Source organism: Scandinavium tedordense (genome assembly GCF_024764965.1).
Classification (GTDB): Bacteria; Pseudomonadota; Gammaproteobacteria; order Enterobacterales; family Enterobacteriaceae; genus Scandinavium; species Scandinavium tedordense.
Genome location: NZ_JALIGG010000055.1, coordinates 424,028 through 447,394, shown reverse-complemented (window position 1 = coordinate 447,394; position 23,367 = coordinate 424,028). Strand labels below are relative to the sequence as shown.

41 protein-coding genes are annotated in these 23,367 nt (G+C 50.8%); 6 read left to right on the top strand and 35 right to left on the bottom strand.

Going from position 1 to position 23,367, the window contains the following annotated elements:
* Positions 1-293: 293 nt before the first annotated feature.
* Positions 294-848 (top strand): gamma carbonic anhydrase family protein, encoded by a 555-nt coding sequence (locus MUU46_RS13125; protein ID WP_258965726.1) that lies wholly within the window; start codon positions 294-296, stop codon positions 846-848.
* Here the strand turns inward: MUU46_RS13125 and MUU46_RS13120 are convergent.
* The 6 genes from MUU46_RS13120 to dprA are packed head-to-tail and all read right to left on the bottom strand — an operon-like array spanning position 824 to position 4,617.
* Positions 824-1,081: a DUF1488 family protein gene (locus tag MUU46_RS13120; protein WP_258965725.1), complete on the bottom strand. Its 258-nt coding sequence runs from the start codon at positions 1,079-1,081 to the stop codon at positions 824-826. The two genes, MUU46_RS13125 and MUU46_RS13120, sit on opposite strands and share 25 nt — an antisense overlap.
* On the bottom strand, positions 1,078-1,896 hold the full coding sequence (gene aroE, locus MUU46_RS13115; protein WP_258965724.1) for a shikimate dehydrogenase: 819 nt from the start codon (positions 1,894-1,896) through the stop codon (positions 1,078-1,080). The genes MUU46_RS13120 and aroE overlap by 4 nt, the downstream gene beginning before the upstream one ends.
* Positions 1,897-1,900: 4 nt before the next feature.
* The gene (gene tsaC / locus MUU46_RS13110) at positions 1,901-2,473 is read right to left on the bottom strand and encodes an L-threonylcarbamoyladenylate synthase type 1 TsaC (RefSeq protein WP_258965723.1); all 573 of its coding nucleotides are present in this window, start codon (positions 2,471-2,473) and stop codon (positions 1,901-1,903) included.
* Positions 2,463-3,020: a DNA topoisomerase family protein gene (locus tag MUU46_RS13105; protein WP_258965722.1), complete on the bottom strand. Its 558-nt coding sequence runs from the start codon at positions 3,018-3,020 to the stop codon at positions 2,463-2,465. Before MUU46_RS13105 ends, tsaC begins: the two co-directional genes overlap by 11 nt.
* A gap of 27 nt (positions 3,021-3,047) precedes the next feature.
* A complete protein-coding gene (smg, locus tag MUU46_RS13100; RefSeq protein ID WP_110512480.1) occupies positions 3,048-3,521 on the bottom strand; it encodes a DUF494 family protein Smg in 474 nt (157 codons plus the stop codon).
* Positions 3,493-4,617 (bottom strand): DNA-protecting protein DprA, encoded by a 1,125-nt coding sequence (gene dprA, locus MUU46_RS13095; protein WP_258965721.1) that lies wholly within the window; start codon positions 4,615-4,617, stop codon positions 3,493-3,495. Before dprA ends, smg begins: the two co-directional genes overlap by 29 nt.
* Positions 4,618-4,746: 129 nt before the next feature.
* Here dprA and def point away from each other — a divergent pair, with 129 nt between their 5' ends.
* The 5 genes from def to mscL all read left to right on the top strand — a co-directional run bounded on the left by def (position 4,747) and on the right by mscL (position 9,513).
* On the top strand, positions 4,747-5,256 hold the full coding sequence (gene def, locus MUU46_RS13090) for a peptide deformylase (protein ID WP_159762021.1): 510 nt from the start codon (positions 4,747-4,749) through the stop codon (positions 5,254-5,256).
* A gap of 14 nt (positions 5,257-5,270) precedes the next feature.
* Positions 5,271-6,218, top strand: a complete 948-nt coding sequence (gene fmt / locus MUU46_RS13085) for a methionyl-tRNA formyltransferase (protein ID WP_258965720.1) — start codon at positions 5,271-5,273, stop codon at positions 6,216-6,218.
* 51 nt (positions 6,219-6,269) lie between these two features.
* On the top strand, positions 6,270-7,559 hold the full coding sequence (gene rsmB / locus MUU46_RS13080; RefSeq protein ID WP_258965719.1) for a 16S rRNA (cytosine(967)-C(5))-methyltransferase RsmB: 1,290 nt from the start codon (positions 6,270-6,272) through the stop codon (positions 7,557-7,559).
* A gap of 21 nt (positions 7,560-7,580) precedes the next feature.
* Entirely contained in the window at positions 7,581-8,957 is a 1,377-nt protein-coding gene (trkA, locus tag MUU46_RS13075) for a Trk system potassium transporter TrkA (protein ID WP_110512475.1), read from the top strand.
* 145 nt (positions 8,958-9,102) lie between these two features.
* Complete coding sequence (mscL, locus tag MUU46_RS13070; RefSeq protein ID WP_258965718.1) at positions 9,103-9,513, top strand: large-conductance mechanosensitive channel protein MscL; 411 nt, start codon at positions 9,103-9,105, stop codon at positions 9,511-9,513.
* On the opposite strand, the gene MUU46_RS13065 is transcribed toward mscL, so the two are convergent.
* From MUU46_RS13065 to rplD, 29 genes are all read right to left on the bottom strand, one after another.
* Positions 9,514-9,729: an alternative ribosome-rescue factor A gene (locus MUU46_RS13065; protein WP_258965717.1), complete on the bottom strand. Its 216-nt coding sequence runs from the start codon at positions 9,727-9,729 to the stop codon at positions 9,514-9,516.
* A 56-nt stretch (positions 9,730-9,785) separates the two neighbouring features.
* Positions 9,786-10,211, bottom strand: a complete 426-nt coding sequence (zntR, locus tag MUU46_RS13060) for a Zn(2+)-responsive transcriptional regulator (RefSeq protein WP_159762026.1) — start codon at positions 10,209-10,211, stop codon at positions 9,786-9,788.
* The gene (locus tag MUU46_RS13055) at positions 10,211-10,582 is read right to left on the bottom strand and encodes a DnaJ family domain-containing protein (protein WP_258965716.1); all 372 of its coding nucleotides are present in this window, start codon (positions 10,580-10,582) and stop codon (positions 10,211-10,213) included. The genes zntR and MUU46_RS13055 overlap by 1 nt, the downstream gene beginning before the upstream one ends.
* 105 nt (positions 10,583-10,687) lie before the next feature.
* On the bottom strand, positions 10,688-11,074 hold the full coding sequence (gene rplQ / locus MUU46_RS13050; protein ID WP_001216372.1) for a 50S ribosomal protein L17: 387 nt from the start codon (positions 11,072-11,074) through the stop codon (positions 10,688-10,690).
* Positions 11,075-11,114: 40 nt separating this feature from the next.
* Positions 11,115-12,104, bottom strand: a complete 990-nt coding sequence (locus MUU46_RS13045; protein ID WP_110512470.1) for a DNA-directed RNA polymerase subunit alpha — start codon at positions 12,102-12,104, stop codon at positions 11,115-11,117.
* Positions 12,105-12,129: 25 nt separating this feature from the next.
* Positions 12,130-12,750 (bottom strand): 30S ribosomal protein S4, encoded by a 621-nt coding sequence (gene rpsD / locus MUU46_RS13040; RefSeq protein ID WP_097165007.1) that lies wholly within the window; start codon positions 12,748-12,750, stop codon positions 12,130-12,132.
* A 33-nt stretch (positions 12,751-12,783) separates the two neighbouring features.
* The gene (rpsK, locus tag MUU46_RS13035) at positions 12,784-13,173 is read right to left on the bottom strand and encodes a 30S ribosomal protein S11 (RefSeq protein WP_043081126.1); all 390 of its coding nucleotides are present in this window, start codon (positions 13,171-13,173) and stop codon (positions 12,784-12,786) included.
* A 16-nt stretch (positions 13,174-13,189) separates the two neighbouring features.
* Entirely contained in the window at positions 13,190-13,546 is a 357-nt protein-coding gene (gene rpsM, locus MUU46_RS13030; RefSeq protein ID WP_097165006.1) for a 30S ribosomal protein S13, read from the bottom strand.
* Between the two features lie 147 nt (positions 13,547-13,693).
* Positions 13,694-13,810 carry a 50S ribosomal protein L36 gene (gene rpmJ, locus MUU46_RS13025; protein ID WP_000868187.1) on the bottom strand — a complete coding sequence of 39 codons (117 nt, stop codon included), beginning with the start codon at positions 13,808-13,810 and terminating at the stop codon, positions 13,694-13,696.
* Between the two features lie 30 nt (positions 13,811-13,840).
* Complete coding sequence (secY, locus tag MUU46_RS13020; RefSeq protein ID WP_110512469.1) at positions 13,841-15,172, bottom strand: preprotein translocase subunit SecY; 1,332 nt, start codon at positions 15,170-15,172, stop codon at positions 13,841-13,843.
* 8 nt (positions 15,173-15,180) lie between these two features.
* A complete protein-coding gene (gene rplO / locus MUU46_RS13015; RefSeq protein ID WP_159762028.1) occupies positions 15,181-15,615 on the bottom strand; it encodes a 50S ribosomal protein L15 in 435 nt (144 codons plus the stop codon).
* A gap of 3 nt (positions 15,616-15,618) precedes the next feature.
* Complete coding sequence (gene rpmD / locus MUU46_RS13010; protein ID WP_004846568.1) at positions 15,619-15,798, bottom strand: 50S ribosomal protein L30; 180 nt, start codon at positions 15,796-15,798, stop codon at positions 15,619-15,621.
* Between the two features lie 5 nt (positions 15,799-15,803).
* Positions 15,804-16,304, bottom strand: a complete 501-nt coding sequence (gene rpsE, locus MUU46_RS13005; RefSeq protein ID WP_002438697.1) for a 30S ribosomal protein S5 — start codon at positions 16,302-16,304, stop codon at positions 15,804-15,806.
* A 14-nt stretch (positions 16,305-16,318) separates the two neighbouring features.
* Positions 16,319-16,672, bottom strand: a complete 354-nt coding sequence (gene rplR, locus MUU46_RS13000; protein ID WP_006817270.1) for a 50S ribosomal protein L18 — start codon at positions 16,670-16,672, stop codon at positions 16,319-16,321.
* 9 nt (positions 16,673-16,681) lie between these two features.
* A complete protein-coding gene (gene rplF / locus MUU46_RS12995) occupies positions 16,682-17,215 on the bottom strand; it encodes a 50S ribosomal protein L6 (RefSeq protein ID WP_258965715.1) in 534 nt (177 codons plus the stop codon).
* Between the two features lie 12 nt (positions 17,216-17,227).
* Positions 17,228-17,620 (bottom strand): 30S ribosomal protein S8, encoded by a 393-nt coding sequence (gene rpsH, locus MUU46_RS12990; protein WP_097165001.1) that lies wholly within the window; start codon positions 17,618-17,620, stop codon positions 17,228-17,230.
* 33 nt (positions 17,621-17,653) lie between these two features.
* Positions 17,654-17,959, bottom strand: a complete 306-nt coding sequence (gene rpsN, locus MUU46_RS12985; protein WP_074780832.1) for a 30S ribosomal protein S14 — start codon at positions 17,957-17,959, stop codon at positions 17,654-17,656.
* A gap of 14 nt (positions 17,960-17,973) precedes the next feature.
* Entirely contained in the window at positions 17,974-18,513 is a 540-nt protein-coding gene (gene rplE, locus MUU46_RS12980; protein WP_097165000.1) for a 50S ribosomal protein L5, read from the bottom strand.
* A gap of 14 nt (positions 18,514-18,527) precedes the next feature.
* On the bottom strand, positions 18,528-18,842 hold the full coding sequence (gene rplX / locus MUU46_RS12975) for a 50S ribosomal protein L24 (RefSeq protein WP_159762029.1): 315 nt from the start codon (positions 18,840-18,842) through the stop codon (positions 18,528-18,530).
* Positions 18,843-18,852: 10 nt separating this feature from the next.
* On the bottom strand, positions 18,853-19,224 hold the full coding sequence (gene rplN, locus MUU46_RS12970; protein WP_000613954.1) for a 50S ribosomal protein L14: 372 nt from the start codon (positions 19,222-19,224) through the stop codon (positions 18,853-18,855).
* Positions 19,225-19,388: 164 nt separating this feature from the next.
* The gene (rpsQ, locus tag MUU46_RS12965; RefSeq protein ID WP_159762030.1) at positions 19,389-19,643 is read right to left on the bottom strand and encodes a 30S ribosomal protein S17; all 255 of its coding nucleotides are present in this window, start codon (positions 19,641-19,643) and stop codon (positions 19,389-19,391) included.
* Positions 19,643-19,834 (bottom strand): 50S ribosomal protein L29, encoded by a 192-nt coding sequence (gene rpmC / locus MUU46_RS12960; protein ID WP_159762031.1) that lies wholly within the window; start codon positions 19,832-19,834, stop codon positions 19,643-19,645. Before rpmC ends, rpsQ begins: the two co-directional genes overlap by 1 nt.
* Positions 19,834-20,244: a 50S ribosomal protein L16 gene (rplP, locus tag MUU46_RS12955; protein WP_002919759.1), complete on the bottom strand. Its 411-nt coding sequence runs from the start codon at positions 20,242-20,244 to the stop codon at positions 19,834-19,836. The genes rpmC and rplP overlap by 1 nt, the downstream gene beginning before the upstream one ends.
* Positions 20,245-20,256: 12 nt before the next feature.
* On the bottom strand, positions 20,257-20,955 hold the full coding sequence (gene rpsC / locus MUU46_RS12950; protein WP_006817277.1) for a 30S ribosomal protein S3: 699 nt from the start codon (positions 20,953-20,955) through the stop codon (positions 20,257-20,259).
* 17 nt (positions 20,956-20,972) lie between these two features.
* Positions 20,973-21,305: a 50S ribosomal protein L22 gene (gene rplV / locus MUU46_RS12945; RefSeq protein WP_032938700.1), complete on the bottom strand. Its 333-nt coding sequence runs from the start codon at positions 21,303-21,305 to the stop codon at positions 20,973-20,975.
* Positions 21,306-21,319: 14 nt separating this feature from the next.
* The gene (gene rpsS / locus MUU46_RS12940) at positions 21,320-21,598 is read right to left on the bottom strand and encodes a 30S ribosomal protein S19 (protein WP_001138115.1); all 279 of its coding nucleotides are present in this window, start codon (positions 21,596-21,598) and stop codon (positions 21,320-21,322) included.
* A 16-nt stretch (positions 21,599-21,614) separates the two neighbouring features.
* The gene (gene rplB, locus MUU46_RS12935) at positions 21,615-22,436 is read right to left on the bottom strand and encodes a 50S ribosomal protein L2 (protein ID WP_159762032.1); all 822 of its coding nucleotides are present in this window, start codon (positions 22,434-22,436) and stop codon (positions 21,615-21,617) included.
* A 17-nt stretch (positions 22,437-22,453) separates the two neighbouring features.
* On the bottom strand, positions 22,454-22,756 hold the full coding sequence (gene rplW / locus MUU46_RS12930) for a 50S ribosomal protein L23 (RefSeq protein ID WP_159762033.1): 303 nt from the start codon (positions 22,754-22,756) through the stop codon (positions 22,454-22,456).
* Positions 22,753-23,358 (bottom strand): 50S ribosomal protein L4, encoded by a 606-nt coding sequence (gene rplD / locus MUU46_RS12925; RefSeq protein WP_110512460.1) that lies wholly within the window; start codon positions 23,356-23,358, stop codon positions 22,753-22,755. Before rplD ends, rplW begins: the two co-directional genes overlap by 4 nt.
* Between the last annotated feature and the right edge of the window lie 9 nt (positions 23,359-23,367).

Below are 23,367 nucleotides of genomic sequence, written 5' to 3'. Positions count from 1 at the left end.
GGTGGCGTATACTACGCTTTCCTCTTTCAGAGTCAACCCTTAATTTCAGGATTTTTAACTCTCATCGCCGCCGGTACACTGTGAAGTTGTTCACATGTTCCGTGTCGATGGAGGCGCATTATAGGGATCCCATTTTTTTGCACAACCCTTTTTTGCGATCTTTTTTCCGACCGCTGTTTTTTCATTCTTTTTGCTGAGATCCCGTCCGATCTGACTACTTTTTGAGGTGTTAAAGCCTTATAGAAAGCCGATAATGTCTAAAAATCATCTGCTCCTTTATGAAAGAGGTAAACATGTCGGCAAATATTCGCCCTTATAAAGAATTACATCCCAAGATCGGTTCCCGCGTAATGATCGACAGCACCAGCGTAGTGATTGGAGATGTACGCCTCGCTGACGATGTGGGCATCTGGCCGTTGGTCGTTATTCGCGGTGATGTGAACTATGTGGCTATTGGCGCCCGCAGCAATATTCAGGACGGCAGCGTCCTACACGTCACGCACAAATCCTCCTATAAACCGGAAGGCAATCCCCTGATCGTCGGCGAGGACGTCACCGTAGGGCACAAAGTCATGCTGCACGGCTGCATGATTGGCAATCGGGTATTGGTCGGTATGGGATCGATTCTGCTGGACGGTGCAATAATAGAAGATGATGTAATGATTGGGGCCGGAAGCCTGGTGCCACAAAACAAACGTCTTGAAAGCGGTTTTCTGTATCTCGGCAGTCCGGTCAAAAAGATCCGCCCATTAACAGAAGCGGAACGAGAGGGCTTGAAGTATTCCGCTAACAACTATGTGAAATGGAAAGATGAATATCTCGATCAGGAAAGCCAGATCCAACCCTGATTGTCGTCCTGCTGATCGCGGATAGCCTGTTCGGCTTCTTCCTCCAGATCCCAGCGATTCTGTCGAAAGCTTTCCAGCCATACCTCTGGCGCATCGCCACCAAAGCGGTACGCCAGTGATTCAGCTGATAATGCGCAGTTCAGCTGGAACCCTCCAACTAAAACCGGGAAGCAAATGCACAACTGCACTTCATCCCAGGCCTCACGATCAGGAAACAGGATCGCCTGATTCACAGAGCGAGTTCCTTTTTCAGTTCGTCGATCACAGGTGTTATTGACGGCATAACGCCATGCCACAGCAATACAGCATGTGCCGCCTGGGCCACCAGCATCCCCAGACCATCGGCATTCTGTTTTGCGCCGTGCTGTTCGCACCAGTTCAGGAAAGGCGTGTTTCCCTTCTGATAGAACATGTCGTAGCAGTGCACATCTATATTGATAATCGCGGTCGGGATTGCAGGGGTTTCACCACCGATACCGCTGGAAGTAGCATTGATTATCAAATCGAATTTTTGATCGGCAAGCGCATCCATCGCCAGCGCTTTCACACTGCCGGTATGCGTAAAGAGCGTAGCCAGCTCCTGTGCACGGGCAAATGTCCGGTTGGTTACCGTCACCGCACAGTCTAGCGACAGCAGCGGTAACAATACGCCCCGCGCCGCGCCGCCCGCACCAATCAATAGGATACGATAACCCGGTTTGATAAAGGCCAGACGTTCAAGGTCACTCAACAAACCGATCCCGTCAGTGTTATCACCCAACAGTCGCCCGTCTTCAAGACGCTTCAAGGTATTAACGGCTCCAGCCAGCGCCGCCCGCTCTGTCAGTTCATCCGCACGTGCAAACGCTTCTTCTTTAAAAGGAACCGTCACATTGCAGCCTTTACCCCCTGCAGCCAGAAATGCATCCAGCGCTTCATTAAAGGCTTCACGTGGGGCAAGCACCCGACCATAAGGATGCTCAATATTAAGCTGCTGGGCGAATCGCTGATGAATGAAGGGCGATTTGCTGTGCGCAATGGGGTTGCCGAATACTGCGTACCGTTCCATACAATTACCCTTGGCGGAAAAGTTCGCCCGTCAGGGCATCACGAATTTCAGAAGGATTCATCCGTCCACCCGTCTCTCCTTGAACTACCGGAAAGGCGTCACCAAATTGAGTGACAACTTCTGCAACGGTACGGCAAGGTTCCTGCCCGGTGAGATTCGCGCTCGTCGAGACCAACGGTTTCCCATATGCCTGACACAGTTCCACCACCAGCGGATGGTCGGTCACGCGTACAGCAAGCGTATCGAAACGCCCGGTTAGCCAACGTGGGGTCGAAGCCTGGGCTGGGAAGACAAAAGTGACCGGGCCAGGCCAACGGGAGAACACCGCCTCACGCTGCGCATCCGACAATACGGAATCGTCGATATACGGCGTGAGCTGTTCAAAATTCGCGGCAATCAGTATGAGGCCTTTTTCCATGGGGCGCTGCTTGAGCTCAAGCAAACGCATGACCGCTGTTTCACTATCAGGGTCACAACCCACACCAAAAACAGCCTCAGTGGGATAAGCGATGACTTCTTTATTATTGAGCGCTTCGATAGCTTTCAAAACGATTTCTTGATGCAGGTTACTGTTCACTGATTTTTTCCGCCGATATCGGCTTTCCACATTGTTTACTGGCACAAAAGAGCTTAACGCCCTGCGCCGTCTTCTTTTCGATAAGCAGTGGGTAATGGCATACGGGGCATTCGCCCACTACCGGTTTGAAATTAAGGACAAATTGGCAATCGGGATAGCGATCGCAGGAATGGAAAGTCTTACCATAGCGGGAACGACGCTGAACCAAATGCCCTTCGTGACACTGCGGGCAAGCGATAGCGGTATCATCAGGCTTGTCGATGAGTTCCGTATGCTCGCAGGCCGGATACTGGCTGCAGCCGATAAACATGCCAAAACGTCCCTGCCGAAGCACCAGTTCTGCTCCACAAGCAGGACACAGCTGCCCTTCCAGAACTTTGACAATGTGTCCGTCCGCCTGACTTTTCAGGGGACGGACGTAATCACATTCCGGATAATGAGAACAGCCGAGAAACGGCCCGTGTTTACCGCTTCGGATAACCAGTTCGGCCCCGCACTGTGGGCAGGGCTCGTGTTTAGGCACCGTAAACAGTGCTGATTTGGCCATAACAACTCTTGTCGCTGCGCAATTGAATTAGTGCAGCATACCTTCATTTACTTCGAAGAGTAATTCTTCCATCTGCTGATAGGCATTTTCACAGCCCGGGATATTAAACAGCACCATCAGAATCACCCACTTCAAATCTTCCAACTCAAACTCTGTGGCATCCAGCGCCATGACGCGTTCGATAACCATTTCACGCGTTTCGAGGTTTAGCACCTGAATCTGCTCCAGGAATAACAAGAATCCCCGGCAACTGGCATCCAGCCGTTGGCACTCATCTGCGGTATAAATACGAACAGAGAGTGGATCTGAAGCAAGCTGCATTGGCTCAGTGAGCCCTTCCTGATAATCAGCCAGCTTTTCCAACCACAGCAGTGCGTTGTAGATATCTTCACGATCAAAACCGGCGTCAGTAAGATCCTGCGTCAGCTTATCCTGATCCACCCGCATCTCTGCTTCGTTATGGATGTAAGTCTCAAACAAATACATCAGTACGTCGAACATGGCATGCCCTCCTTAATCGGACATAGCCGCCGGGTACAGCTGCGATCCATCCTGCTAACTCCAGTTCGAGTAGTTGGGCTACCGTCACTGGCACAGGTTGGCCGGCACGTTCAGCGACAACGTCAACAGGTGTTACCTCATCTCCTACGTTAGCCAGGAGCTCTGGAAATGGCAATGCTGCAAGCTCCGTATCCGGGGAATAATTTGATTTTTCAGCCTCATCTGGCAACGGATGTCGCCCATATTGCAAATTTTCCAGGATATCCTCTACTGACGTCACGGGTATCGCGCCCTGCTTAATCAACCAGTGTGGTCCTTCAGATCCTGGGTTCCCTAATGGCCCTGGAACGGCATAAACGTCCCGGCCCTGCTCCAGCGCGGTTCTGGCCGTGACGAGAGATCCACTTTTTATCGCCGCTTCCACCACAAGGACCCCACGACTAAGCCCACTGATAATTCGATTTCGTCGTGGGAAATTGGCGGGGAAAGGCGGCTGTGCCAATGGGAATTCGCTCACCAGCGCGCCCCCGCTTTCAATAATGCGTTGTGCTAACGAAGCATGTCGTCGCGGATAGGTATGAAACAAACCGTTGCCCAATACTGCAATGGTTTTCCCGGATGCATCCAGCGCGGCACGATGTGCCACACCATCGATACCGAGCGCCATCCCACTGGTAATCGTCATGCCTTTTCTGGCAAGCGCTTCGCTGAAAATGCGTCCCCACCGCTCGCCGTACCAAGAGTGATCCCGACTGCCGACAATCGCGATTTGTGCCGACGCTAATAGCTTTGCATCTCCCGCGACAAACAAAATGCCCGGATAGTCGACGATCGCCCGTAATGAGGAAGGGTAGTCAGGATGATCAGCAGAAAGAAGGGAATGCTCAGGGATTGTTAACCAATTCTGAGTGTCCTCCAGGGTGCGCTGGGTAAGTGAGAAAAATTGCTTGATGTGCTTAGCTGAAAACCCATTATCACGCAAAACGTCGGCATTAATTGAATCTGTAGAAATCAACCGTTGTGCCAGCGCGAACTGCGTGTCGCCGTATAACCCATTGACCGTCATCAGACGGAGCCATATTTCTGTGGGTGTCATCCTTTTCCCCTTGCCACAAGCAGTCCCGGCAATCTTTGCGATTGGTCAGTGATGCTGTCAATCAGAGGGGGTTTTGTCTAGAATAGAGGTAATAAACTTTCCAACTCCTGAACACAACTCTGGATAATTATGTCAGTTTTGCAAGTGTTACATATTCCGGACGAGCGCCTTCGCAAAGTCGCAGAGCCGGTTAAAGAAGTAAATGCAGAAATTCAGCGCATCGTAGATGATATGTTCGAAACGATGTACGCCGAAGAAGGTATTGGTCTGGCCGCAACTCAGGTCGACATCCATCAGCGTATCATCGTCATTGACGTGTCTGAAGATCGTGCAGAGCAGCTGGTGTTGATCAACCCAGAGCTGCTGGAAAAAAGCGGCGATACCGGTATCGAAGAGGGCTGCCTGTCGATCCCTGAACAGCGGGCCCTGGTTCCGCGCGCCGAGAAAGTGAAAATTCGCGCGCTGGATCGTGAAGGTAAGCCTTACGAATTAGAAGCCGATGGCCTGCTGGCAATCTGCATTCAGCACGAAATGGACCATCTGGTCGGCAAACTATTTATCGATTATCTGTCCCCGCTGAAACAGCAGCGCATCCGTCAGAAAGTTGAGAAACTGGATCGACTGAACGCTCGTGCTTAAGGATAAGAATTAACGTGTCAGAATCACTCCGCATTATTTTTGCTGGTACTCCTGACTTTGCAGCGCGTCATCTTGACGCGCTGTTGTCGTCTGGACACCAGGTGGTTGGCGTCTTTACTCAACCAGACAGGCCAGCCGGACGCGGTAAAAAGCTGATGCCAAGCCCGGTTAAAGTGCTGGCAGAAGAAAAAGGTCTACCGGTTTTCCAGCCTGCATCACTGCGTCCTCAGGAAAACCAGCAGCTCGTTGCCGACTTAAACGCCGACGTTATGGTTGTCGTTGCCTATGGTCTGATCCTGCCGAAAGCGGTTCTGGATATGCCGCGTCTGGGCTGCATTAACGTTCACGGTTCGCTGCTGCCGCGCTGGCGTGGTGCAGCCCCCATCCAGCGTTCACTCTGGGCGGGCGATACCGAAACCGGCGTTACTATCATGCAGATGGATGTGGGTCTTGATACTGGCGATATGCTGTATAAACTCTCCTGTCCTATTACCGCAGAAGATACCAGCGGTTCGCTGTACGATAAGCTCGCGGAGATGGGGCCACAGGGCCTGATTGAAACGCTGAAACAGCTGGCAAACGGCGCAGCAAAACCAGAAGTTCAGGATGAAGCTCTGGTCACTCATGCCGAAAAGCTCAGTAAAGAAGAAGCACGCGTCGACTGGTCACTGTCCGCGGAGCAGCTTGAGCGTTGCATTCGTGCCTTTAATCCATGGCCAATGAGCTGGCTGGAGATTGATGGCCAGCCGGTCAAAGTATGGCAAGCATCCGTTATCCACACGCAAACTGACGCCGCGCCAGGCACCATTGTCGATGCTAATAAGCATGGCATCCAGGTCGCGACCGGTAATGGCATTCTGAACCTGCAATCGCTACAACCTGCAGGGAAGAAAGCCATGAGCGCGCAGGATCTTTTAAATTCGCGCCGGGAGTGGTTTATTCCCGGTAACCGTCTTGCCTGACGGCCCCTTACTTCAAGCCCGGTATTGCCGGGCCTTTTCATTTTTACGCTTATGAAAAAAAATACGAATTTACGCAGTCTGGTCGCTCTTGCCGTTGAGCAAGTGTTGGAACAAGGCCAGTCATTAAGTAATGTCCTGCCCGCCATGCAGCAAAAAGTGGCAGATAAAGACAGAGCGCTTTTACAGGAGCTGAGCTTCGGTGTATTGCGCACGCTCTCCCAGCTCGATTGGCTGGTCAACAAGTTAATGGCGCGCCCGATGACCGGTAAACAGCGCACCGTGCATTACTTGATCATGGTGGGTCTCTATCAGCTGCTGCATACCCGAATTCCACCCCATGCAGCGCTTGCTGAAACGGTAGAAGGTGCTGTCGCCATTAAGCGCCCACAGCTGAAAGGCCTGATCAATGGTGTATTGCGCCAATTCCAGCGTAATCAGGAAGCGCTGCTCGAAGAGTTTGCCGCGACTGAAAGCCGTTTCCTGCACCCTGCCTGGCTGGTTAAACGCATCAAGAAAGCGTACCCGCAACAGTGGCAATCCATTCTTGATGCTAACAACCTGCGTCCACCAATGTGGTTGCGTGTAAACCGTAATCATCATTCTCGCGATGAATGGTTGGCATTACTGGAGCAGGCAGGCATGAAAGGTTTTGCGCATGACGCATATCCTGATGCCGTGCGCCTGGAAACACCGGCCCCTGTTCACGTCCTGCCTGGCTTCGAAGAAGGTTGGGTTACGGTGCAAGATGCTTCGGCACAAGGCTGCATAAACTACCTGATGCCAAATAACGGAGAAGTCATTCTGGATTTGTGTGCGGCTCCTGGCGGTAAAACAACCCATATTCTGGAAGTCGCACCGGAAGCACGCCTGATGGCTGTCGACATTGACGAACAGCGCCTGTCGCGCGTATATGAAAACCTGAAACGTCTGGGCATGAAAGCCGACGTCAAACAGGGCGATGGTCGCTATCCATCACAGTGGTGCGGTGAACAACAGTTTGACCGTATCCTTCTGGATGCACCATGCTCGGCAACGGGGGTCATTCGCCGCCATCCGGATATTAAATGGCTACGCCGCGATCGCGATATTGCTGAGCTGGCGCAGCTCCAGAGCGAAATTCTGGATGCAACATGGGCGCACCTGAAAACCGGTGGCACGCTGGTGTATGCGACCTGCTCAATTTTACCGGAAGAAAACTGCGAGCAAATTTCCGCGTTTCTGAAACGCACGCCTGATGCAGCGCTCCACGAAACCGGTAGCGTAACGCGTCCGGGTGTGCAGAACTTGCCTGCGGCAGACGAAGGCGACGGATTCTTTTACGCTAAGCTAATCAAACAGTGATGAAATAACGGGTCGCGACTGATGAAAATTATCATACTGGGTGCCGGACAGGTGGGCGGCACGTTGGCGGAGAACCTGGTCGGCGAAAACAACGATATCACCGTGGTGGATACCAACGGTGACCGCTTGCGCAGCCTGCAGGATAAGTTCGATCTTCGCGTTGTGCAGGGTCACGGTTCGCATCCTCGCGTTTTGCGTGAAGCAGGCGCAGATGATGCCGATATGCTGGTCGCAGTGACCAGCTCTGACGAAACAAATATGGTGGCCTGCCAGGTTGCCTATTCATTGTTTAACACGCCGAACCGCATCGCCCGCATTCGTTCACCTGACTACGTTCGTGACGCCGACAAACTTTTCCATTCAGAGGCTGTGCCGATCGATCACCTCATCGCGCCGGAACAGCTGGTCATCGATAACATGTACCGCCTGATTGAATATCCGGGTGCGTTGCAAGTCGTGAACTTCGCTGAAGGAAAAGTCAGCCTGGCAGTGGTGAAAGCTTATTATGGTGGCCCACTGGTCGGGAATGCGCTCTCTACGATGCGCGAACACATGCCACATATCGACACCCGCGTAGCAGCGATTTTCCGTCATGACAGACCGATTCGACCACAGGGTTCGACCATCGTGGAAGCGGGCGATGAAGTCTTCTTCATTGCTGCATCACAGCATATTCGTGCAGTAATGAGTGAACTCCAGCGGCTGGAAAAACCATACAAACGCATCATGCTTGTTGGCGGCGGCAATATCGGGGCCGGACTGGCGCACCGTCTGGAGAAAGAGTACAGCGTGAAACTGATCGAACGCGATCAACAACGCGCAGCAGAGCTGGCTGAGAAACTGCAGAACACGATCGTTTTTTACGGTGATGCTTCGGATCAGGAATTATTGGCTGAGGAGCATATCGATCAGGTTGATCTGTTCATTGCGGTCACCAACGATGATGAAGCGAACATCATGTCGGCCATGCTGGCCAAACGCATGGGCGCCAAAAAGGTCATGGTACTGATCCAACGCCGGGCATATGTCGACCTGGTCCAGGGCAGCGTGATTGATATTGCCATTTCTCCTCAACAAGCGACCATTTCGGCACTGCTAAGCCATGTACGTAAAGCTGATATTGTCGGGGTATCCTCCCTCCGTCGCGGTGTAGCGGAAGCTATTGAGGCTGTTGCCCACGGGGATGAAAGCACGTCCCGAGTCGTCGGCCGTGTTATTGATGATATTAAGCTTCCGCCTGGCACAATCATCGGCGCTGTAGTTCGTGGGAATGAAGTGCTTATCGCCAACGATAATTTACGCATCGAGCAAGGCGATCACGTCATTATGTTCCTGACGGATAAAAAGTTTATTACAGACGTCGAGCGATTATTCCAGCCAAGTCCCTTCTTCCTGTAACCATAGAAGGTACTCAAAAGAGTGCCTTTTTTATTAACCATGTATTATTTATGGTTTATTTATTCCATCTGACATCCTGTCTGTAATGGAAATCGGCTAATCATTTGTTAAACTTATAAATGTCAGTTGGCATAAGGAGAATAAAATGAGCATTATTAAAGAGTTTCGCGAATTCGCGATGCGCGGAAACGTTGTTGATTTGGCGGTGGGTGTCATTATTGGTGCGGCATTTGGTAAAATAGTATCGTCACTGGTTGCCGATATTATTATGCCCCCCCTGGGATTAGTCATTGGCGGGGTCGACTTTAAGCAGTTTGCTGTGACTCTGCGCGATGCGCAGGGTGATGTTCCGGCAGTTGTGATGCACTACGGTATATTCATTCAGAACATCTTTGATTTCGTGATCGTGGCATTTGCCATCTTTATGGCAATCAAATTGGTCAACAAACTGAATCGTAAAAAAGAAGAACCAGCGGCAGCACCTGGGCCAACGAAAGAAGAAGTTCTGCTGTCTGAAATTCGTGACCTTTTGAAAGAACAAAACTCACGTTCTTAATCAGGACACAGAAAGTAAAAGGCCAGTGGTAAAAAAGTGCATCACTTTCTTACCACTGGCCTCCCAATTACCCCGGTTACCGTATTTACTCCTACGCTCAAAACTCCCTTTCCCTTTCTTACTTTTCTCAACGCGTTGGCGAAACAGCGGGTCATGAAGTAACGCTTCAATAGCATTATCTTTAATTTGCCCCTTCTTGTGTTGATAGTGGCTCATATTTTCTCCAATTTTTACTTAAGTCGGCGGGAGTGTAATCCCGGGTTGCTCTGAAATCAACATCCTGCCTTATCCGTTTCTGCTCCTTGTTCCAGCGCTTCGAGGATTGAACAATAAACGCTGCTATGCGCAGTTCCACAACATGCGTCATTGAGGCGCTGCAAAGAACGTCGCATGGTTTCCAGTTGAGCAATCCTGCTCTCAACTTCACTCAATCTGGCCTGAACAATTCCTTTCGATTCCTGACAGGTGTGATGTTCCGGATCGACACGAATGGATAGCAGTTCACGAATAGCCTCAAGCGTAAACCCTAACTGGCTGCCGTGACGAATGAAACGTAAACGCTGCAGGTCGCTGTCGGTATAAAGTCGGAACCCTCCTTCGGTGCGCACAGGATTGTCCATCATCTGCTGCTTTTCGTAATAACGGATGGTATCAGGTGTTACACCAGCAAGCTTTGCCAGTTCGCCAATACGGAACATTACGACTCCTCGTTAATTTTGTTGAACAGTTTATCTGCATACTCACCGCGTAAAAAATCAGTGTTCACTCCAGACTGCCTCAGTTTCAGTTCAAACAAAGTAAGCCGGCGATGGAGTTCAATGAAACGAGGGTCGTCTTCGCGGATCCCCTGTAAAAGGTCGGCAAGCTCAACAGCCTGTTTACGCAGCTCCAGTTCTGGAGGCAAACACCCTGCATTTTTCAGCAAACGATAGCCTGCACGCAATTCCACAGGAACATGCAAATCGTCATCAAGGAGCAGAGGCTCACCGCTGCCAGGAAGAGCATCAAAGTCGCCTTTGCTTTGTGCCTCGAGAATGTGGCGCTCGGCCCACTGGTCTAGTAACCACATCGTGCGCGTCCGGGTGAACAAAAAGAATACTGTAATTGTAGTGAAGCGGGGATTCTGAGGGTATAAAAAAACCCGCCGAAGCGGGTTTTTTCAAATCACTGCAGATTACTCTGCAGCTGCTTCTGCTTTCGATTCAGAACGATCAACGAGCTCGATGTAAGCCATCGGCGCATTGTCGCCTGCACGGAAGCCACACTTCAGAATACGAGTGTAACCACCGGCACGGCTCGCGAAACGCGGGCCCAGTTCGTTAAACAGTTTTGCCACGATCTCGTTATCACGAGTACGGGCGAATGCCAGACGACGATTAGCAACGCTATCAGTCTTGGCAAGAGTAATCAGCGGCTCAACTACGCGACGCAGCTCTTTCGCTTTAGGCAGGGTCGTCTTGATGATCTCATGACGAACCAGTGAACCTGCCATATTGCGGAACATAGCCTGGCGATGGCTGCTGTTGCGGTTCAGTTGACGACCACTCTTACGATGGCGCATGACCTTATCCTTCTCAGTAAAACCTTAACCTGTGATCCGGTTACTCGTCAGCAATGCTTGCCGGCGGCCAGTTTTCCAGGCGCATGCCCAGTGACAGACCACGAGAAGCCAGCACGTCTTTAATCTCGGTAAGAGATTTTTTACCCAGGTTCGGCGTTTTCAGCAACTCAACCTCGGTACGCTGTACCAGATCACCGATATAGTGGATAGCTTCTGCCTTAAGGCAGTTAGCAGAGCGGACAGTCAATTCCAGATCGTCAACAGGGCGCAGCAGGATCGGATCGAACTCTGGTTTCTCTTCTTTAACTTCCGGCTGACGTACATCACGTAAGTCAACGAAAGCTTCAAGTTGTTCTGCCAGAATGGTTGCCGCACGACGAATCGCCTCTTCAGGATCGATTGTGCCGTTGGTTTCCATTTCGATGACCAGCTTGTCCAGGTCGGTGCGCTGCTCAACACGCGCTGCTTCAACATTGTAGGCAATACGCTCTACAGGGCTGTAGCAGGCGTCGACCAGCAGACGGCCGATTGGGCGCTCATCTTCTTCCGAATGAATTCGGGCAGAAGCCGGCACATAACCACGACCGCGCTGAACTTTGATACGCATATTAATAGATGCGTTCTCATCGGTCAGGTGGCAGATAACATGCTGCGGCTTGACGATTTCGACATCACCGTCGTGGGTAATGTCGGCTGCGGTCACAGGGCCAATGCCAGATTTATTCAGAGTAAGAATAACTTCATCTTTACCCTGAACTCTCACCGCCAGCCCTTTCAGGTTGAGCAGGATTTCAAGGATATCTTCCTGAATGCCTTCTTTGGTGCTGTACTCATGAAGTACACCATCAATCTCAACCTCGGTCACCGCGCAACCCGGCATCGATGAGAGCAGAATACGGCGCAGTGCGTTACCCAAAGTATGGCCGAAGCCACGTTCTAAAGGCTCAAGGGTCACCTTGGCGTGCGTCGAACTCACTTGCTCGATATCGACCAGGCGCGGTTTTAGAAACTCTGTCACAGAACCCTGCATTGTGTCCTCTCTTTGGTACTAAGCTTTACTTGGAGTAAAGCTCGACGATCAGGTGTTCGTTAATGTCCGCAGACAGATCAGAACGCTCAGGCTGACGCTTGAACGTACCTTCCATCTTGCCAGCATCAACTTCCAGCCAGGTTGGCTTTTCACGCTGCTCAGCCAGCTCAAGAGCGGCTTTCACGCGAGATTGCTTTTTCGCTTTCTCACGAACGCTGACAACGTCATTCGCTTTAACCTGATAAGAAGCGATGTTAACAACACGACCGTTTACCATGATAGCTTTATGGCTAACCAGCTGACGTGATTCAGCACGAGTAGCGCCGAAGCCCATACGGTATACAACGTTGTCCAGACGACCTTCCAGCAGAGCCAACAGGTTTTCACCGGTGTTGCCTTTCAGACGTGCTGCTTCTTTGTAGTAGTTACGGAACTGACGCTCCAGCACACCGTAGATACGGCGAACTTTTTGCTTTTCACGCAACTGCACACCATAGTCAGACAGACGCGGTTTACGCGCACCGTGCTGGCCAGGAGCTTGTTCAATTTTACACTTGGTATCGATCGCGCGAACGCCAGACTTAAGGAATAAGTCGGTGCCCTCACGACGGCTCAGCTTGAGCTTAGGACCCAAATATCTTGCCATTTTCTATCTCCAACTAACCTGGAAAACGTGGCGTTATACGCGACGTTTTTTCGGCGGACGACAACCGTTATGAGGGATCGGAGTCACATCAGTAATATTAGTGATGCGGAAACCAGCGGCGTTCAGAGCACGAATGGTAGATTCGCGACCCGGACCCGGACCTTTGACCATAACTTCCAGATTCTTGATGCCGTAATCTTTTACGGCTTCAGCGCAACGCTCTGCTGCAACCTGAGCTGCAAACGGAGTGGATTTGCGTGAACCACGGAAACCGGAACCACCGGCTGTTGCCCAACCCAGTGCATTACCTTGGCGATCGCTGATGGTAACGATGGTGTTGTTGAAAGAAGCATGGATATGAGCCACGCCGTCAGAGACTTGTTTTCTTACACGCTTACGTGCACGAACTGGTGCCTTTGCCATTATTCAATCACCCCGATTATTTCTTGATCGGTTTGCGCGGACCCTTACGGGTACGTGCGTTGGTCTTCGTACGCTGACCGCGCACTGGCAGACCACGACGATGACGCAAACCGCGATAGCAACCAAGATCCATCAGGCGCTTGATGCTCATGCTGATTTCACGGCGCAGATCACCTTCAACGACAAATTTGGCAACTTCGTCACGCAGCGTGTCGATTTGTTCTTCAGACAGCTCACTGATCTTAACATCTTCAGCAATGCCCGCCGCCGCCAAAATGGCTTTGGAACGAGTTTTGCCGACACCGAAGATCGAAGTTAATGCGATCACGGCATGTTTCTGATCAGGAATGTTAATGCCTGCTATACGGGCCACTATGCACTCCTACTATTTAATATGTACGCACCATGCCGAAAAGCCCGTTTTCAGGATACTCAAATGGATACGTACAGACATACAAAAAGATTGGCTGGCTAATCTAGCCAGCTCAACCCAACTTTGCAAGAAAAATATGCGAAATAATCAGCCTTGGCGCTGTTTATGCTTCGGCTCGGCACTGCAAATCACACGGATGACACCATCACGCTTAACGATTTTGCAGTTACGGCATAATTTCTTGACGGAAGCACGAACTTTCATTTTTACTCTCCGTAACTTCTCAGGCAACCATTAACGGCCGTAGCCTTTCAGGTTCGCCTTCTTCAATGCAGACTCGTACTGACTAGACATCATCAGAGTTTGCACTTGAGCCATAAAGTCCATAATCACGACAACAACGATAAGTAACGATGTTCCACCGAAGTAGAACGGCACTTTCATTGCATCACGCATGAACTCCGGGATCAGGCAGATAAAAGTGATGTACAACGCACCAACCAAAGTCAGGCGGGTCATTACTTTATCGATATACTTCGCCGTTTGTTCTCCCGGACGAATTCCTGGTACGAATGCACCGGACTTCTTCAGGTTATCTGCTGTTTCACGCGGGTTGAAAACCAACGCCGTATAGAAGAAACAGAAGAAGATGATTGCAGACGCATAGAGTAACACATAAAGCGGTTGCCCAGGCTGCAAATACAGCGAAATTGTTGTCAGCCAGTTCCAACCAGTACCGCCCCCGAACCATGACGCGATGGTCGCCGGGAACAGAATAATACTGGAAGCGAAGATTGCCGGGATTACCCCCGCCATATTCACTTTCAGCGGTAAATGTGTGCTCTGTGCAGCATAGACACGACGACCTTGCTGGCGTTTCGCGTAGTTTACCACAATGCGGCGTTGACCACGTTCAACAAACACAACAAAGAAGGTCACTGCAAATACTAATACTGCAACCAACAGCAACAGGAGGAAGTGCAGGTCGCCTTGACGCGCTTGCTCGATAGTATGGGCGATGGCTGGCGGGAGGCCCGCAACAATACCGGCGAAGATAATGATCGAGATACCGTTACCGATACCACGTTCAGTAATCTGTTCGCCGAGCCACATCAGGAACATAGTCCCTGTGACCAGACTTACAACAGCGGTGAAATAGAATGCAAAGCCCGGATTAATCACCAGGCCTTGCATACCAGGCATATTCGGCAGACCGGTAGCAATACCGGTCGCCTGGAATATTGCCAGCACCAGAGTACCGTAGCGGGTGTACTGGCTAATCTTACGACGGCCAGATTCCCCTTCCTTCTTAATCTCTGCCAGCGTCGGGTGAACCACCGTCAGCAGCTGGATGATGATCGATGCCGAAATGTACGGCATGATCCCCAAGGCAAAGATAGAAGCACGGCTGAGAGCACCACCAGAGAACATGTTAAACATTTCAATGATAGTGCCTCGCTGTTGCTCAAGCAGTTTGGCAAGTACAGCGGCATCGATACCAGGGATCGGAATAAAAGAGCCAATACGGAACACAATCAGCGCACCAATCACAAACAGAAGTCTGCGTTTCAGCTCGCCGAACCCACCTTTGGCACTTTGAAAATCTAATCCCGGTTGCTTAGCCATTCTGCTACTTATTCCTCAATTTTACCGCCAGCAGCTTCGATAGCAGCACGAGCGCCTTTAGACACGCGCAGGCCGTTAACAGTTACCGGACGAGTTACTTCACCAGCCAGAATCACTTTCGCGAATTCGATCTGGATACCGATAATGTTAGCCGCTTTCAGCGTGTTCAGGTCTACAACGTCGCCTTCTACTTTAGCGAGATCAGACAGACGAATTTCAGCTGTGATCATTGCTTTACGTGAAGTGAAACCAAACTTCGGCAGACGACGGTACAGAGGCATCTGGCCACCCTCGAAACCGCGACGTACGCCACCGCCAGAACGAGAGTTCTGACCTTTGTGACCACGACCACCGGTTTTACCGAGACCAGAACCGATACCACGACCCAGGCGTTTACCCGCCTTTTTGGAGCCTTCGGCCGGAGACAGAGTATTTAAACGCATCTCTTACTCCTCAACTTTAACCATGTAGGAAACCGCGTTGACCATACCACGAACAGCGGGAGTATCTTCGCGTTCTACGGTGTGGCCAATACGACGCAGACCCAGGCCAAGCAGCGTTGCCTTGTGTTTCGGCAGACGACCGATTGCACTGCGGGTTTGAGTAATTTTAATAGTCTTTGCCATGGTCATTACCCCAGAATTTCTTCAACGGATTTACCACGCTTGGCAGCGACCATTTCTGGAGAATTCATATTTTCCAGGCCATCGATAGTTGCACGAACCACGTTAATCGGGTTGGTGGAACCATACGCTTTAGCCAGAACGTTATGAACTCCAGCGACTTCCAGAACGGCGCGCATTGCACCACCGGCAATGATACCGGTACCTTCAGAAGCCGGCTGCATGAAGACACGAGAACCCGTGTGAACACCTTTTACAGGGTGTTGCAGGGTGCCGTGGTTCAGCGCGACGTTAATCATATTGCGACGGGCTTTTTCCATCGCTTTCTGGATCGCTGCTGGAACTTCACGCGCTTTACCGTAACCAAAACCTACGCGACCGTTACCATCACCAACTACAGTCAGAGCTGTGAAGGAGAAAATACGACCACCTTTAACGGTTTTAGATACGCGGTTAACCGCGATCAGCTTTTCCTGCAGTTCGCCAGCTTGTTTTTCGATGTGAGCCATCTTACACCTCTACCTTAGAACTGGAGGCCAGCTTCACGAGCAGCATCTGCTAGTGCCTGGACACGACCATGATATTGGAACCCGGAACGGTCAAAGGAAACATCTTTGATGCCTTTTTCCAGAGCGCGTTCAGCGACAGCTTTACCCACAGCTGCTGCAGCGTCTTTGTTACCGGTGTACTTCAGTTGTTCAGAGATAGCTTTTTCTACAGTAGAAGCAGCTACCAGAACTTCAGAACCGTTCGGTGCAATTACCTGTGCGTAAATATGACGCGGGGTACGATGTACCACCAGGCGAGTTGCGCCCAGCTCTTGGAGCTTGCGGCGTGCGCGGGTCGCACGACGGATACGAGCAGATTTCTTATCCATAGTGTTACCTTACTTCTTCTTAGCCTCTTTGGTACGCACGACTTCGTCGGCGTAACGAACACCCTTGCCTTTATAAGGCTCAGGACGACGGTAGGCGCGCAGATCTGCTGCAACCTGACCGATCACCTGCTTATCAGCGCCTTTCAGCACGATTTCAGTTTGAGTCGGACATTCTGCAGTAATACCTGCTGGCAGCTGATGTTCAACAGGGTGCGAGAAACCTAAAGACAGGTTTACTACATTCCCTTTGATCGCTGCACGATAACCTACACCAACCAGCTGCAGCTTCTTAGTGAAGCCTTCGGTAACACCGACAACCATTGAGTTCAGCAGGGCACGCGCGGTACCAGCCTGAGCCCAACCATCCACGAAACCATCACGTGGACCGAAGGTCAGAGCATTATCAGCATGTTTAACTTCAACAGCAGCGTTGAGAGTACGAGTCAGCTCGCCGTTTTTACCTTTGATCGTAATAACCTGTCCGTCGATTTTTACATCAACGCCGGCAGGAACAACGACCGGTGCTTTAGCAACACGAGACATTTTTTCCTCCGATTAGGCTACGTAGCAGATAATTTCGCCACCAAGACCAGCTTGGCGCGCTGCACGATCAGTCATAACACCTTTAGAGGTAGAAATAACTGCGATACCCAGACCCGCCATAACTTTCGGCAGCTCATCTTTTTTCTTATAGATGCGCAGACCTGGGCGGCTGACACGCTGAATGCTTTCTACAACAGCTTTACCCTGGAAGTACTTAAGAGTCACTTCCAGTTCCGGCTTGGTGTCGCCTTCAACTTTAAATTCTTCAATAAAACCTTCTTCCTTCAGCACGTTGGCAATTGCCACTTTCAGCTTGGAGGAAGGCATGGTGACCGCAGCTTTGTTCGCGGCCTGACCGTTACGGATACGGGTCAGCATATCCGCGATCGGATCTTGCATGCTCATCTGTCTTTACTCCCGTGATTCAATTGGTGACAATTACCAGCTAGCCTTTTTCAAGCCAGGTACTTCACCGCGCATTGCGGCTTCACGAAGCTTGATACGGCTCAACCCGAACTTGCCCACATAACCATGTGGACGACCAGTCTGGCGGCAGCGGTTACGCTGACGGGACGGGCTGGAATCACGCGGCAGACTTTGCAGCTTGAGAACTGCGTTCCAACGATCTTCGTCAGAAGCGTTTACATCAGAGATGATCGCTTTCAGTTCAGCGCGTTTCGCGAAGTATTTTTCAGCTAAAGCTACGCGTTTAACTTCGCGTGCTTTCATTGATTGCTTAGCCATTAAGTAACCCTACCTTACTTGCGGAACGGGAAGTCAAAGGCAGCCAGCAGAGCACGGCCTTCTTCATCAGAATTCGCAGTAGTGGTAATGGTAATATCCAAACCACGAACGCGGTCGACTTTGTCATAGTCGATTTCTGGGAAGATGATCTGCTCACGGACACCCATGCTGTAATTACCACGACCATCGAAAGACTTAGCGGACAAGCCACGGAAGTCACGAATACGTGGAACAGCAATAGTGATCAGGCGCTCAAGGAACTCCCACATGCGTTCGCCACGCAGGGTCACTTTACAGCCGATCGGATAGCCCTGACGGATTTTGAAGCCTGCAACTGATTTGCGTGCTTTGGTGATCAACGGCTTTTGACCGGAGATAGCTGTCAAATCAGCTGCTGCATTATCCAGCAGTTTCTTATCAGCGATCGCTTCACCAACACCCATATTCAGGGTGATCTTCTCGACCCGAGGGACTTGCATGACAGAATTGTAGTTAAACTCAGTCATGAGTTTCTTAACTACTTCGTCTTTGTAGTAATCATGCAGTTTCGCCATCGTACTACTCCAAATTACTTGATAGTTTCGCTGTTAGATTTGAAGAAACGGACTTTTTTGCCGTCTTCGAATCTAAAGCCTACACGGTCAGCCTTGCCGGTTGCCGCATTGAAGATTGCAATGTTAGAGATCTGAAGCGCAGCTTCTTTCTCAACAATGCCACCTGGTTGATTCAGGGCCGGAACCGGCTTCTGATGTTTCTTAACCAGATTGATACCTTCAATAATGACCTTGCCGGAAGACAGGACATTTTTTACTTTACCGCGTTTACCTTTATCTTTACCGGTTAACACGATAACTTCGTCATCACGACGGATCTTCGCTGCCATGATTCGCTCCTTAGAGTACTTCTGGTGCCAGAGAGATAATTTTCATGAACTTTTCATTACGCAGTTCACGAGTTACCGGCCCAAAAATACGCGTGCCGATTGGCTGCTCGCTGTTATTGTTTAAAATAACGCATGCATTACCATCGAAGCGAATGACAGAACCGTCCGGGCGACGAACACCCTTCTTGGTGCGCACCACTACCGCTTTCAGCACATCGCCTTTTTTCACCTTACCACGTGGAATTGCTTCCTTGATGGTAATCTTGATGATATCGCCGACGCCTGCGTAGCGACGGTGCGAGCCACCCAGAACCTTGATACACATTACGCGACGCGCACCGGAGTTGTCGGCGACGTTCAGCATAGTCTGTTCTTGGATCATTTTAGTGCTCCGCTAATGTCAACTACTACTGAGACCCTAAATTCAGAGCCGTTAAAAAACCCCATATCGGGGGCGCGGCATTATAACACCGGTTCCTGAATATGGGTAGAAAAAATAAACGGCTCATTTCTGAGCCGTTTATTCGTTTGAGAATGCGTACTCTATTACAGAACCGCTTTCTCTACAACGCGAACCAGCGTCCAGGACTTAGTCTTGGACAGTGGACGGCATTCGCGGATTTCAACCACGTCGCCGATACCACATTCGTTGTTCTCGTCATGTACGTGCAGTTTGGTCGTACGTTTGATGAATTTCCCGTAGATCGGGTGCTTCACAACACGTTCGATGGCAACAATAATGGATTTCTCCATTTTATCGCTGACAACGCGACCTTGCAGAGTACGGATTTTATCGGTCATTACGCACCCGCCTTCTGAGTCAGTAAAGTCTTAACACGTGCAACATCACGACGAACCTGCTTCTGCAGGTGAGTCTGTTGCAGCTGGCCGCTTGCAGCCTGCATACGCAGGTTGAATTGCTCGCGCAGCAGGTTAAGCAGCTCGGTGTTCAGCTCTTCAACGCTCTTTTCACGCAGCTCATTTGCTTTCATTACATCACCGTCTTAGTTACAAAGGTGGTTTTGATAGGCAGTTTCGCTGCTGCCAGGCCGAAGGCTTCACGGGCCAGCTCTTCCGGAACACCGTCCATTTCATACAGGACTTTACCCGGCTGAATCAAGGCAACCCAATACTCCACGTTACCTTTACCTTTACCCATACGAACTTCCAGCGGCTTCTCGGTGATCGGTTTGTCCGGGAATACACGGATCCAGATCTTACCTTGACGCTTAACTGCACGGGTCATAGCACGACGTGCTGCTTCGATCTGACGTGCAGTCAGACGACCACGGCCAACAGCTTTCAGACCGAAAGTGCCGAAGCTAACATCCGTACCCTGCGCCAGACCACGGTTGCGGCCTTTGTGCACTTTACGGAATTTTGTACGCTTTGGTTGTAACATCAGCGACGCTCCTTATTTACGGCCTTTACGCTGCTGCTTTTTAGGTTGAGCAGCCGGTTCCGGTTGTTCAACAGCAGCCATACCACCCAGGATCTCGCCTTTGAAGATCCATACCTTAACGCCGATTACACCGTAAGTGGTGTGCGCTTCAGAGGTATTGTAGTCAATGTCAGCACGCAGAGTGTGCAGAGGTACGCGACCTTCGCGGTACCATTCGGTACGTGCGATTTCCGCGCCGCCCAGACGGCCGCTAACTTCAACTTTAATCCCTTTAGCGCCAAGACGCATTGCGTTCTGTACAGCACGCTTCATAGCACGACGGAACATAACGCGACGTTCCAGCTGAGAAGTGATGCTATCAGCAACCAATTTAGCGTCCAGTTCTGGCTTACGAACTTCGGCGATATTGATCTGTGCAGGAACGCCAGCGATATCCGCTACGACCTTGCGCAGTTTTTCTACGTCTTCGCCTTTCTTACCGATAACGATACCAGGGCGAGCAGTGTGAATAGTCACACGGATGCTCTTAGCTGGACGCTCGATCACGATACGAGATACGGACGCTTTTGCCAGTTCCTTAGTCAGGTACTGACGTACTTTAAAATCGCTGTCCAGGTTGTCAGCGAATTCTTTGGTGTTCGCAAACCAGGTAGAGTTCCAAGGTTTTACAATACCCAGGCGAATACCATTAGGATGTACTTTCTGACCCATTGCTAGTCTCCAGAGTCTCAGCGATCGGACACAACCACAGTAATGTGGCTGGTGCGCTTCAGGATGCGATCTGCACGACCTTTTGCACGAGGCATAATGCGCTTCATGCTAGGGCCTTCGTCTACGAAAATCTTCGTAATTTTCAGATCGTCAATGTCAGCGCCATCGTTGTGTTCAGCGTTAGCAATGGCAGATTCCAGAACCTTCTTGACCAGTACAGCCGCTTTCTTATTGGTGTAGGTCAGAATATCCAGGGCCTGCGACACTTTCTTACCGCGAATCAGGTCAGCAACAAGGCGAACCTTCTGAGCAGAAGAACGAGCATGGCGATGTTGAGCTAAAGTTTCCATCTCTTCCTCCTACCTTATTTCTTCTTCGCTTTTTTATCAGCAGCATGGCCGCGATAAGTACGAGTCGGTGCGAATTCACCCAGTTTGTGACCGACCATTTCGTCGGAAACAAATACCGGAACGTGCTGACGACCATTATGGACAGCGATGGTCAAACCGATCATGTTAGGAAAGATCGTTGAACGACGGGACCAAGTGCGCAGGGGCTTCTTGTCACCGCTTTCCACCGCTTTCTCTACCTTCTTCAGCAAGTGCAGGTCAATAAAAGGACCTTTCTTGAGAGAACGTGGCATGGCTTATCCTCTAATATTATTTGCTACGGCGACGTACGATAAATTTATCAGTACGCTTGTTGCTGCGGGTCTTCTTACCTTTGGTCTGAACGCCCCATGGAGTTACTGGGTGTTTACCAAAGTTACGACCTTCACCACCACCATGTGGGTGGTCGACTGGGTTCATCGCAGTACCGCGAACGGTAGGGCGAATACCACGCCAGCGTGCAGCACCTGCTTTACCCAGAACGCGCAGCATATGCTCAGCATTGCCAACTTCGCCCAGGGTTGCACGGCAGTCTGCTTCGACTTTACGCATTTCACCAGAACGCAGACGCAGGGTGACATAAGCACCATCGCGAGCAACGATCTGAACGTAAGTACCAGCGGAACGTGCCAGCTGACCGCCTTTACCTGGTTTCATTTCTACGTTATGAACGGTAGAACCAACCGGGATATTGCGCATCGGCAGCGTGTTGCCTGCTTTGATTGCAGCATCAACGCCAGACTGAATCTGGTCGCCAGCTTTCAGGCCTTTAGGGGCCAGGATGTAACGGCGTTCGCCATCTTTGTACAGAACCAGCGCGATGTTCGCGGAACGGTTCGGATCGTACTCAAGACGTTCAACAATTGCCGGGATACCATCTTTGTTGCGTTTGAAGTCAACAATACGGTATGCCTGCTTGTGACCACCACCAATATGACGAGTGGTGATACGGCCATTGTTGTTACGACCACCGGATTTGCTGTTTTTTTCCAGCAGCGGAGCAAAAGGTTTGCCCTTGTGCAGCTCAGGGTTGACCACTTTAACTACGTGACGACGACCCGGAGATGTCGGTTTACATTTAACAACTGCCATTGTATTACTCCTCCGACTTACTCAGCGCCGCCAACGAAGTCCAGATTCTGGCCTTCTTCCAGGGTGACGTAAGCTTTTTTCCAGTCGTTACGACGACCGACACGCTGTCCGTGACGCTTCACCTTGCCTTTAACAACCAGGGTACGTACGGTATCAACTTTGACTTCAAACAGTTTCTGCACAGCAGCTTTAACTTCTGCTTTAGTCGCGTCTATAGCAACTTTGAGAACGATGGTATTGGTTTTTTCCATCGCAGCAGACGCTTTTTCAGAAACGTGCGGTGCACGAAGCACTTTCAGCAAACGTTCTTCACGAATCATGCCAGCATCTCCTCAACTTGCTTAACAGCATCGGCAGTCATTACGACTTTGTCGAAGGCGATCAAGCTAACCGGGTCGATACCAGTCGCGTCACGTACGTCAACCTTGTGCAGGTTACGTGCGGCCAGGAACAGGTTCTCGTCCAGCTCACCGGTGATGATTAATACATCTTCCAGAGCCATGTCTTTCAGTTTCTGTGCCAGCAGCTTAGTTTTAGGCGCTTCTACAGAGAACGTCTCGACAACGATCAGACGATCCTGACGTACCAGTTCGGACAGAATGCTTTTCAGCGCGCCGCGGTACATCTTTTTGTTAACTTTTTGACTGTGGTCCTGCGGGCGTGCAGCGAAGGTTACGCCACCGGAACGCCAGATTGGGCTCTTTGCAGAACCTGCACGCGCACGGCCGGTACCTTTCTGGCGCCACGGCTTTTTACCGGATCCAGTTACTTCAGCACGGGTCTTCTGAGCACGAGTACCCTGACGAGCACCAGCTGCATAAGCAACAACAACCTGGTGAACCAGCGCTTCGTTGAAGTCACGACCGAAGGTAGTTTCGGAAACAGTCAGCGCGCTCTGCGCGTCTTTCAATACTAATTCCATTGCTATCTC

What these genes read in the sequence shown, in the direction of transcription:
- MUU46_RS13125 (WP_258965726.1), top strand. Translation starts at nt 294, where the DNA reads ATGTCGGCAAATATTCGCCCTTATAAAGAATTACATCCCAAGATCGGT.
- aroE (WP_258965724.1), bottom strand. Translation starts at nt 1,896, where the DNA reads ATGGAACGGTACGCAGTATTCGGCAACCCCATTGCGCACAGCAAATCG.
- MUU46_RS13105 (WP_258965722.1), bottom strand. Translation starts at nt 3,020, where the DNA reads ATGGCCAAATCAGCACTGTTTACGGTGCCTAAACACGAGCCCTGCCCA.
- smg (WP_110512480.1), bottom strand. Translation starts at nt 3,521, where the DNA reads ATGTTCGACGTACTGATGTATTTGTTTGAGACTTACATCCATAACGAA.
- dprA (WP_258965721.1), bottom strand. Translation starts at nt 4,617, where the DNA reads ATGACACCCACAGAAATATGGCTCCGTCTGATGACGGTCAATGGGTTA.
- def (WP_159762021.1), top strand. Translation starts at nt 4,747, where the DNA reads ATGTCAGTTTTGCAAGTGTTACATATTCCGGACGAGCGCCTTCGCAAA.
- rsmB (WP_258965719.1), top strand. Translation starts at nt 6,270, where the DNA reads ATGAAAAAAAATACGAATTTACGCAGTCTGGTCGCTCTTGCCGTTGAG.
- trkA (WP_110512475.1), top strand. Translation starts at nt 7,581, where the DNA reads ATGAAAATTATCATACTGGGTGCCGGACAGGTGGGCGGCACGTTGGCG.
- mscL (WP_258965718.1), top strand. Translation starts at nt 9,103, where the DNA reads ATGAGCATTATTAAAGAGTTTCGCGAATTCGCGATGCGCGGAAACGTT.
- MUU46_RS13065 (WP_258965717.1), bottom strand. Translation starts at nt 9,729, where the DNA reads ATGAGCCACTATCAACACAAGAAGGGGCAAATTAAAGATAATGCTATT.
- zntR (WP_159762026.1), bottom strand. Translation starts at nt 10,211, where the DNA reads ATGTTCCGTATTGGCGAACTGGCAAAGCTTGCTGGTGTAACACCTGAT.
- MUU46_RS13055 (WP_258965716.1), bottom strand. Translation starts at nt 10,582, where the DNA reads ATGTGGTTACTAGACCAGTGGGCCGAGCGCCACATTCTCGAGGCACAA.
- rplQ (WP_001216372.1), bottom strand. Translation starts at nt 11,074, where the DNA reads ATGCGCCATCGTAAGAGTGGTCGTCAACTGAACCGCAACAGCAGCCAT.
- MUU46_RS13045 (WP_110512470.1), bottom strand. Translation starts at nt 12,104, where the DNA reads ATGCAGGGTTCTGTGACAGAGTTTCTAAAACCGCGCCTGGTCGATATC.
- rpsD (WP_097165007.1), bottom strand. Translation starts at nt 12,750, where the DNA reads ATGGCAAGATATTTGGGTCCTAAGCTCAAGCTGAGCCGTCGTGAGGGC.
- rpsK (WP_043081126.1), bottom strand. Translation starts at nt 13,173, where the DNA reads ATGGCAAAGGCACCAGTTCGTGCACGTAAGCGTGTAAGAAAACAAGTC.
- rpmJ (WP_000868187.1), bottom strand. Translation starts at nt 13,810, where the DNA reads ATGAAAGTTCGTGCTTCCGTCAAGAAATTATGCCGTAACTGCAAAATC.
- secY (WP_110512469.1), bottom strand. Translation starts at nt 15,172, where the DNA reads ATGGCTAAGCAACCGGGATTAGATTTTCAAAGTGCCAAAGGTGGGTTC.
- rplO (WP_159762028.1), bottom strand. Translation starts at nt 15,615, where the DNA reads ATGCGTTTAAATACTCTGTCTCCGGCCGAAGGCTCCAAAAAGGCGGGT.
- rpmD (WP_004846568.1), bottom strand. Translation starts at nt 15,798, where the DNA reads ATGGCAAAGACTATTAAAATTACTCAAACCCGCAGTGCAATCGGTCGT.
- rpsE (WP_002438697.1), bottom strand. Translation starts at nt 16,304, where the DNA reads ATGGCTCACATCGAAAAACAAGCTGGCGAACTGCAGGAAAAGCTGATC.
- rplR (WP_006817270.1), bottom strand. Translation starts at nt 16,672, where the DNA reads ATGGATAAGAAATCTGCTCGTATCCGTCGTGCGACCCGCGCACGCCGC.
- rplF (WP_258965715.1), bottom strand. Translation starts at nt 17,215, where the DNA reads ATGTCTCGTGTTGCTAAAGCACCGGTCGTTGTTCCTGCCGGCGTTGAT.
- rpsH (WP_097165001.1), bottom strand. Translation starts at nt 17,620, where the DNA reads ATGAGCATGCAAGATCCGATCGCGGATATGCTGACCCGTATCCGTAAC.
- rpsN (WP_074780832.1), bottom strand. Translation starts at nt 17,959, where the DNA reads ATGGCTAAGCAATCAATGAAAGCACGCGAAGTTAAACGCGTAGCTTTA.
- rplE (WP_097165000.1), bottom strand. Translation starts at nt 18,513, where the DNA reads ATGGCGAAACTGCATGATTACTACAAAGACGAAGTAGTTAAGAAACTC.
- rplX (WP_159762029.1), bottom strand. Translation starts at nt 18,842, where the DNA reads ATGGCAGCGAAGATCCGTCGTGATGACGAAGTTATCGTGTTAACCGGT.
- rplN (WP_000613954.1), bottom strand. Translation starts at nt 19,224, where the DNA reads ATGATCCAAGAACAGACTATGCTGAACGTCGCCGACAACTCCGGTGCG.
- rpsQ (WP_159762030.1), bottom strand. Translation starts at nt 19,643, where the DNA reads ATGACCGATAAAATCCGTACTCTGCAAGGTCGCGTTGTCAGCGATAAA.
- rpmC (WP_159762031.1), bottom strand. Translation starts at nt 19,834, where the DNA reads ATGAAAGCAAATGAGCTGCGTGAAAAGAGCGTTGAAGAGCTGAACACC.
- rplP (WP_002919759.1), bottom strand. Translation starts at nt 20,244, where the DNA reads ATGTTACAACCAAAGCGTACAAAATTCCGTAAAGTGCACAAAGGCCGC.
- rpsC (WP_006817277.1), bottom strand. Translation starts at nt 20,955, where the DNA reads ATGGGTCAGAAAGTACATCCTAATGGTATTCGCCTGGGTATTGTAAAA.
- rplV (WP_032938700.1), bottom strand. Translation starts at nt 21,305, where the DNA reads ATGGAAACTTTAGCTCAACATCGCCATGCTCGTTCTTCTGCTCAGAAG.
- rpsS (WP_001138115.1), bottom strand. Translation starts at nt 21,598, where the DNA reads ATGCCACGTTCTCTCAAGAAAGGTCCTTTTATTGACCTGCACTTGCTG.
- rplB (WP_159762032.1), bottom strand. Translation starts at nt 22,436, where the DNA reads ATGGCAGTTGTTAAATGTAAACCGACATCTCCGGGTCGTCGTCACGTA.
- rplW (WP_159762033.1), bottom strand. Translation starts at nt 22,756, where the DNA reads ATGATTCGTGAAGAACGTTTGCTGAAAGTGCTTCGTGCACCGCACGTT.
- rplD (WP_110512460.1), bottom strand. Translation starts at nt 23,358, where the DNA reads ATGGAATTAGTATTGAAAGACGCGCAGAGCGCGCTGACTGTTTCCGAA.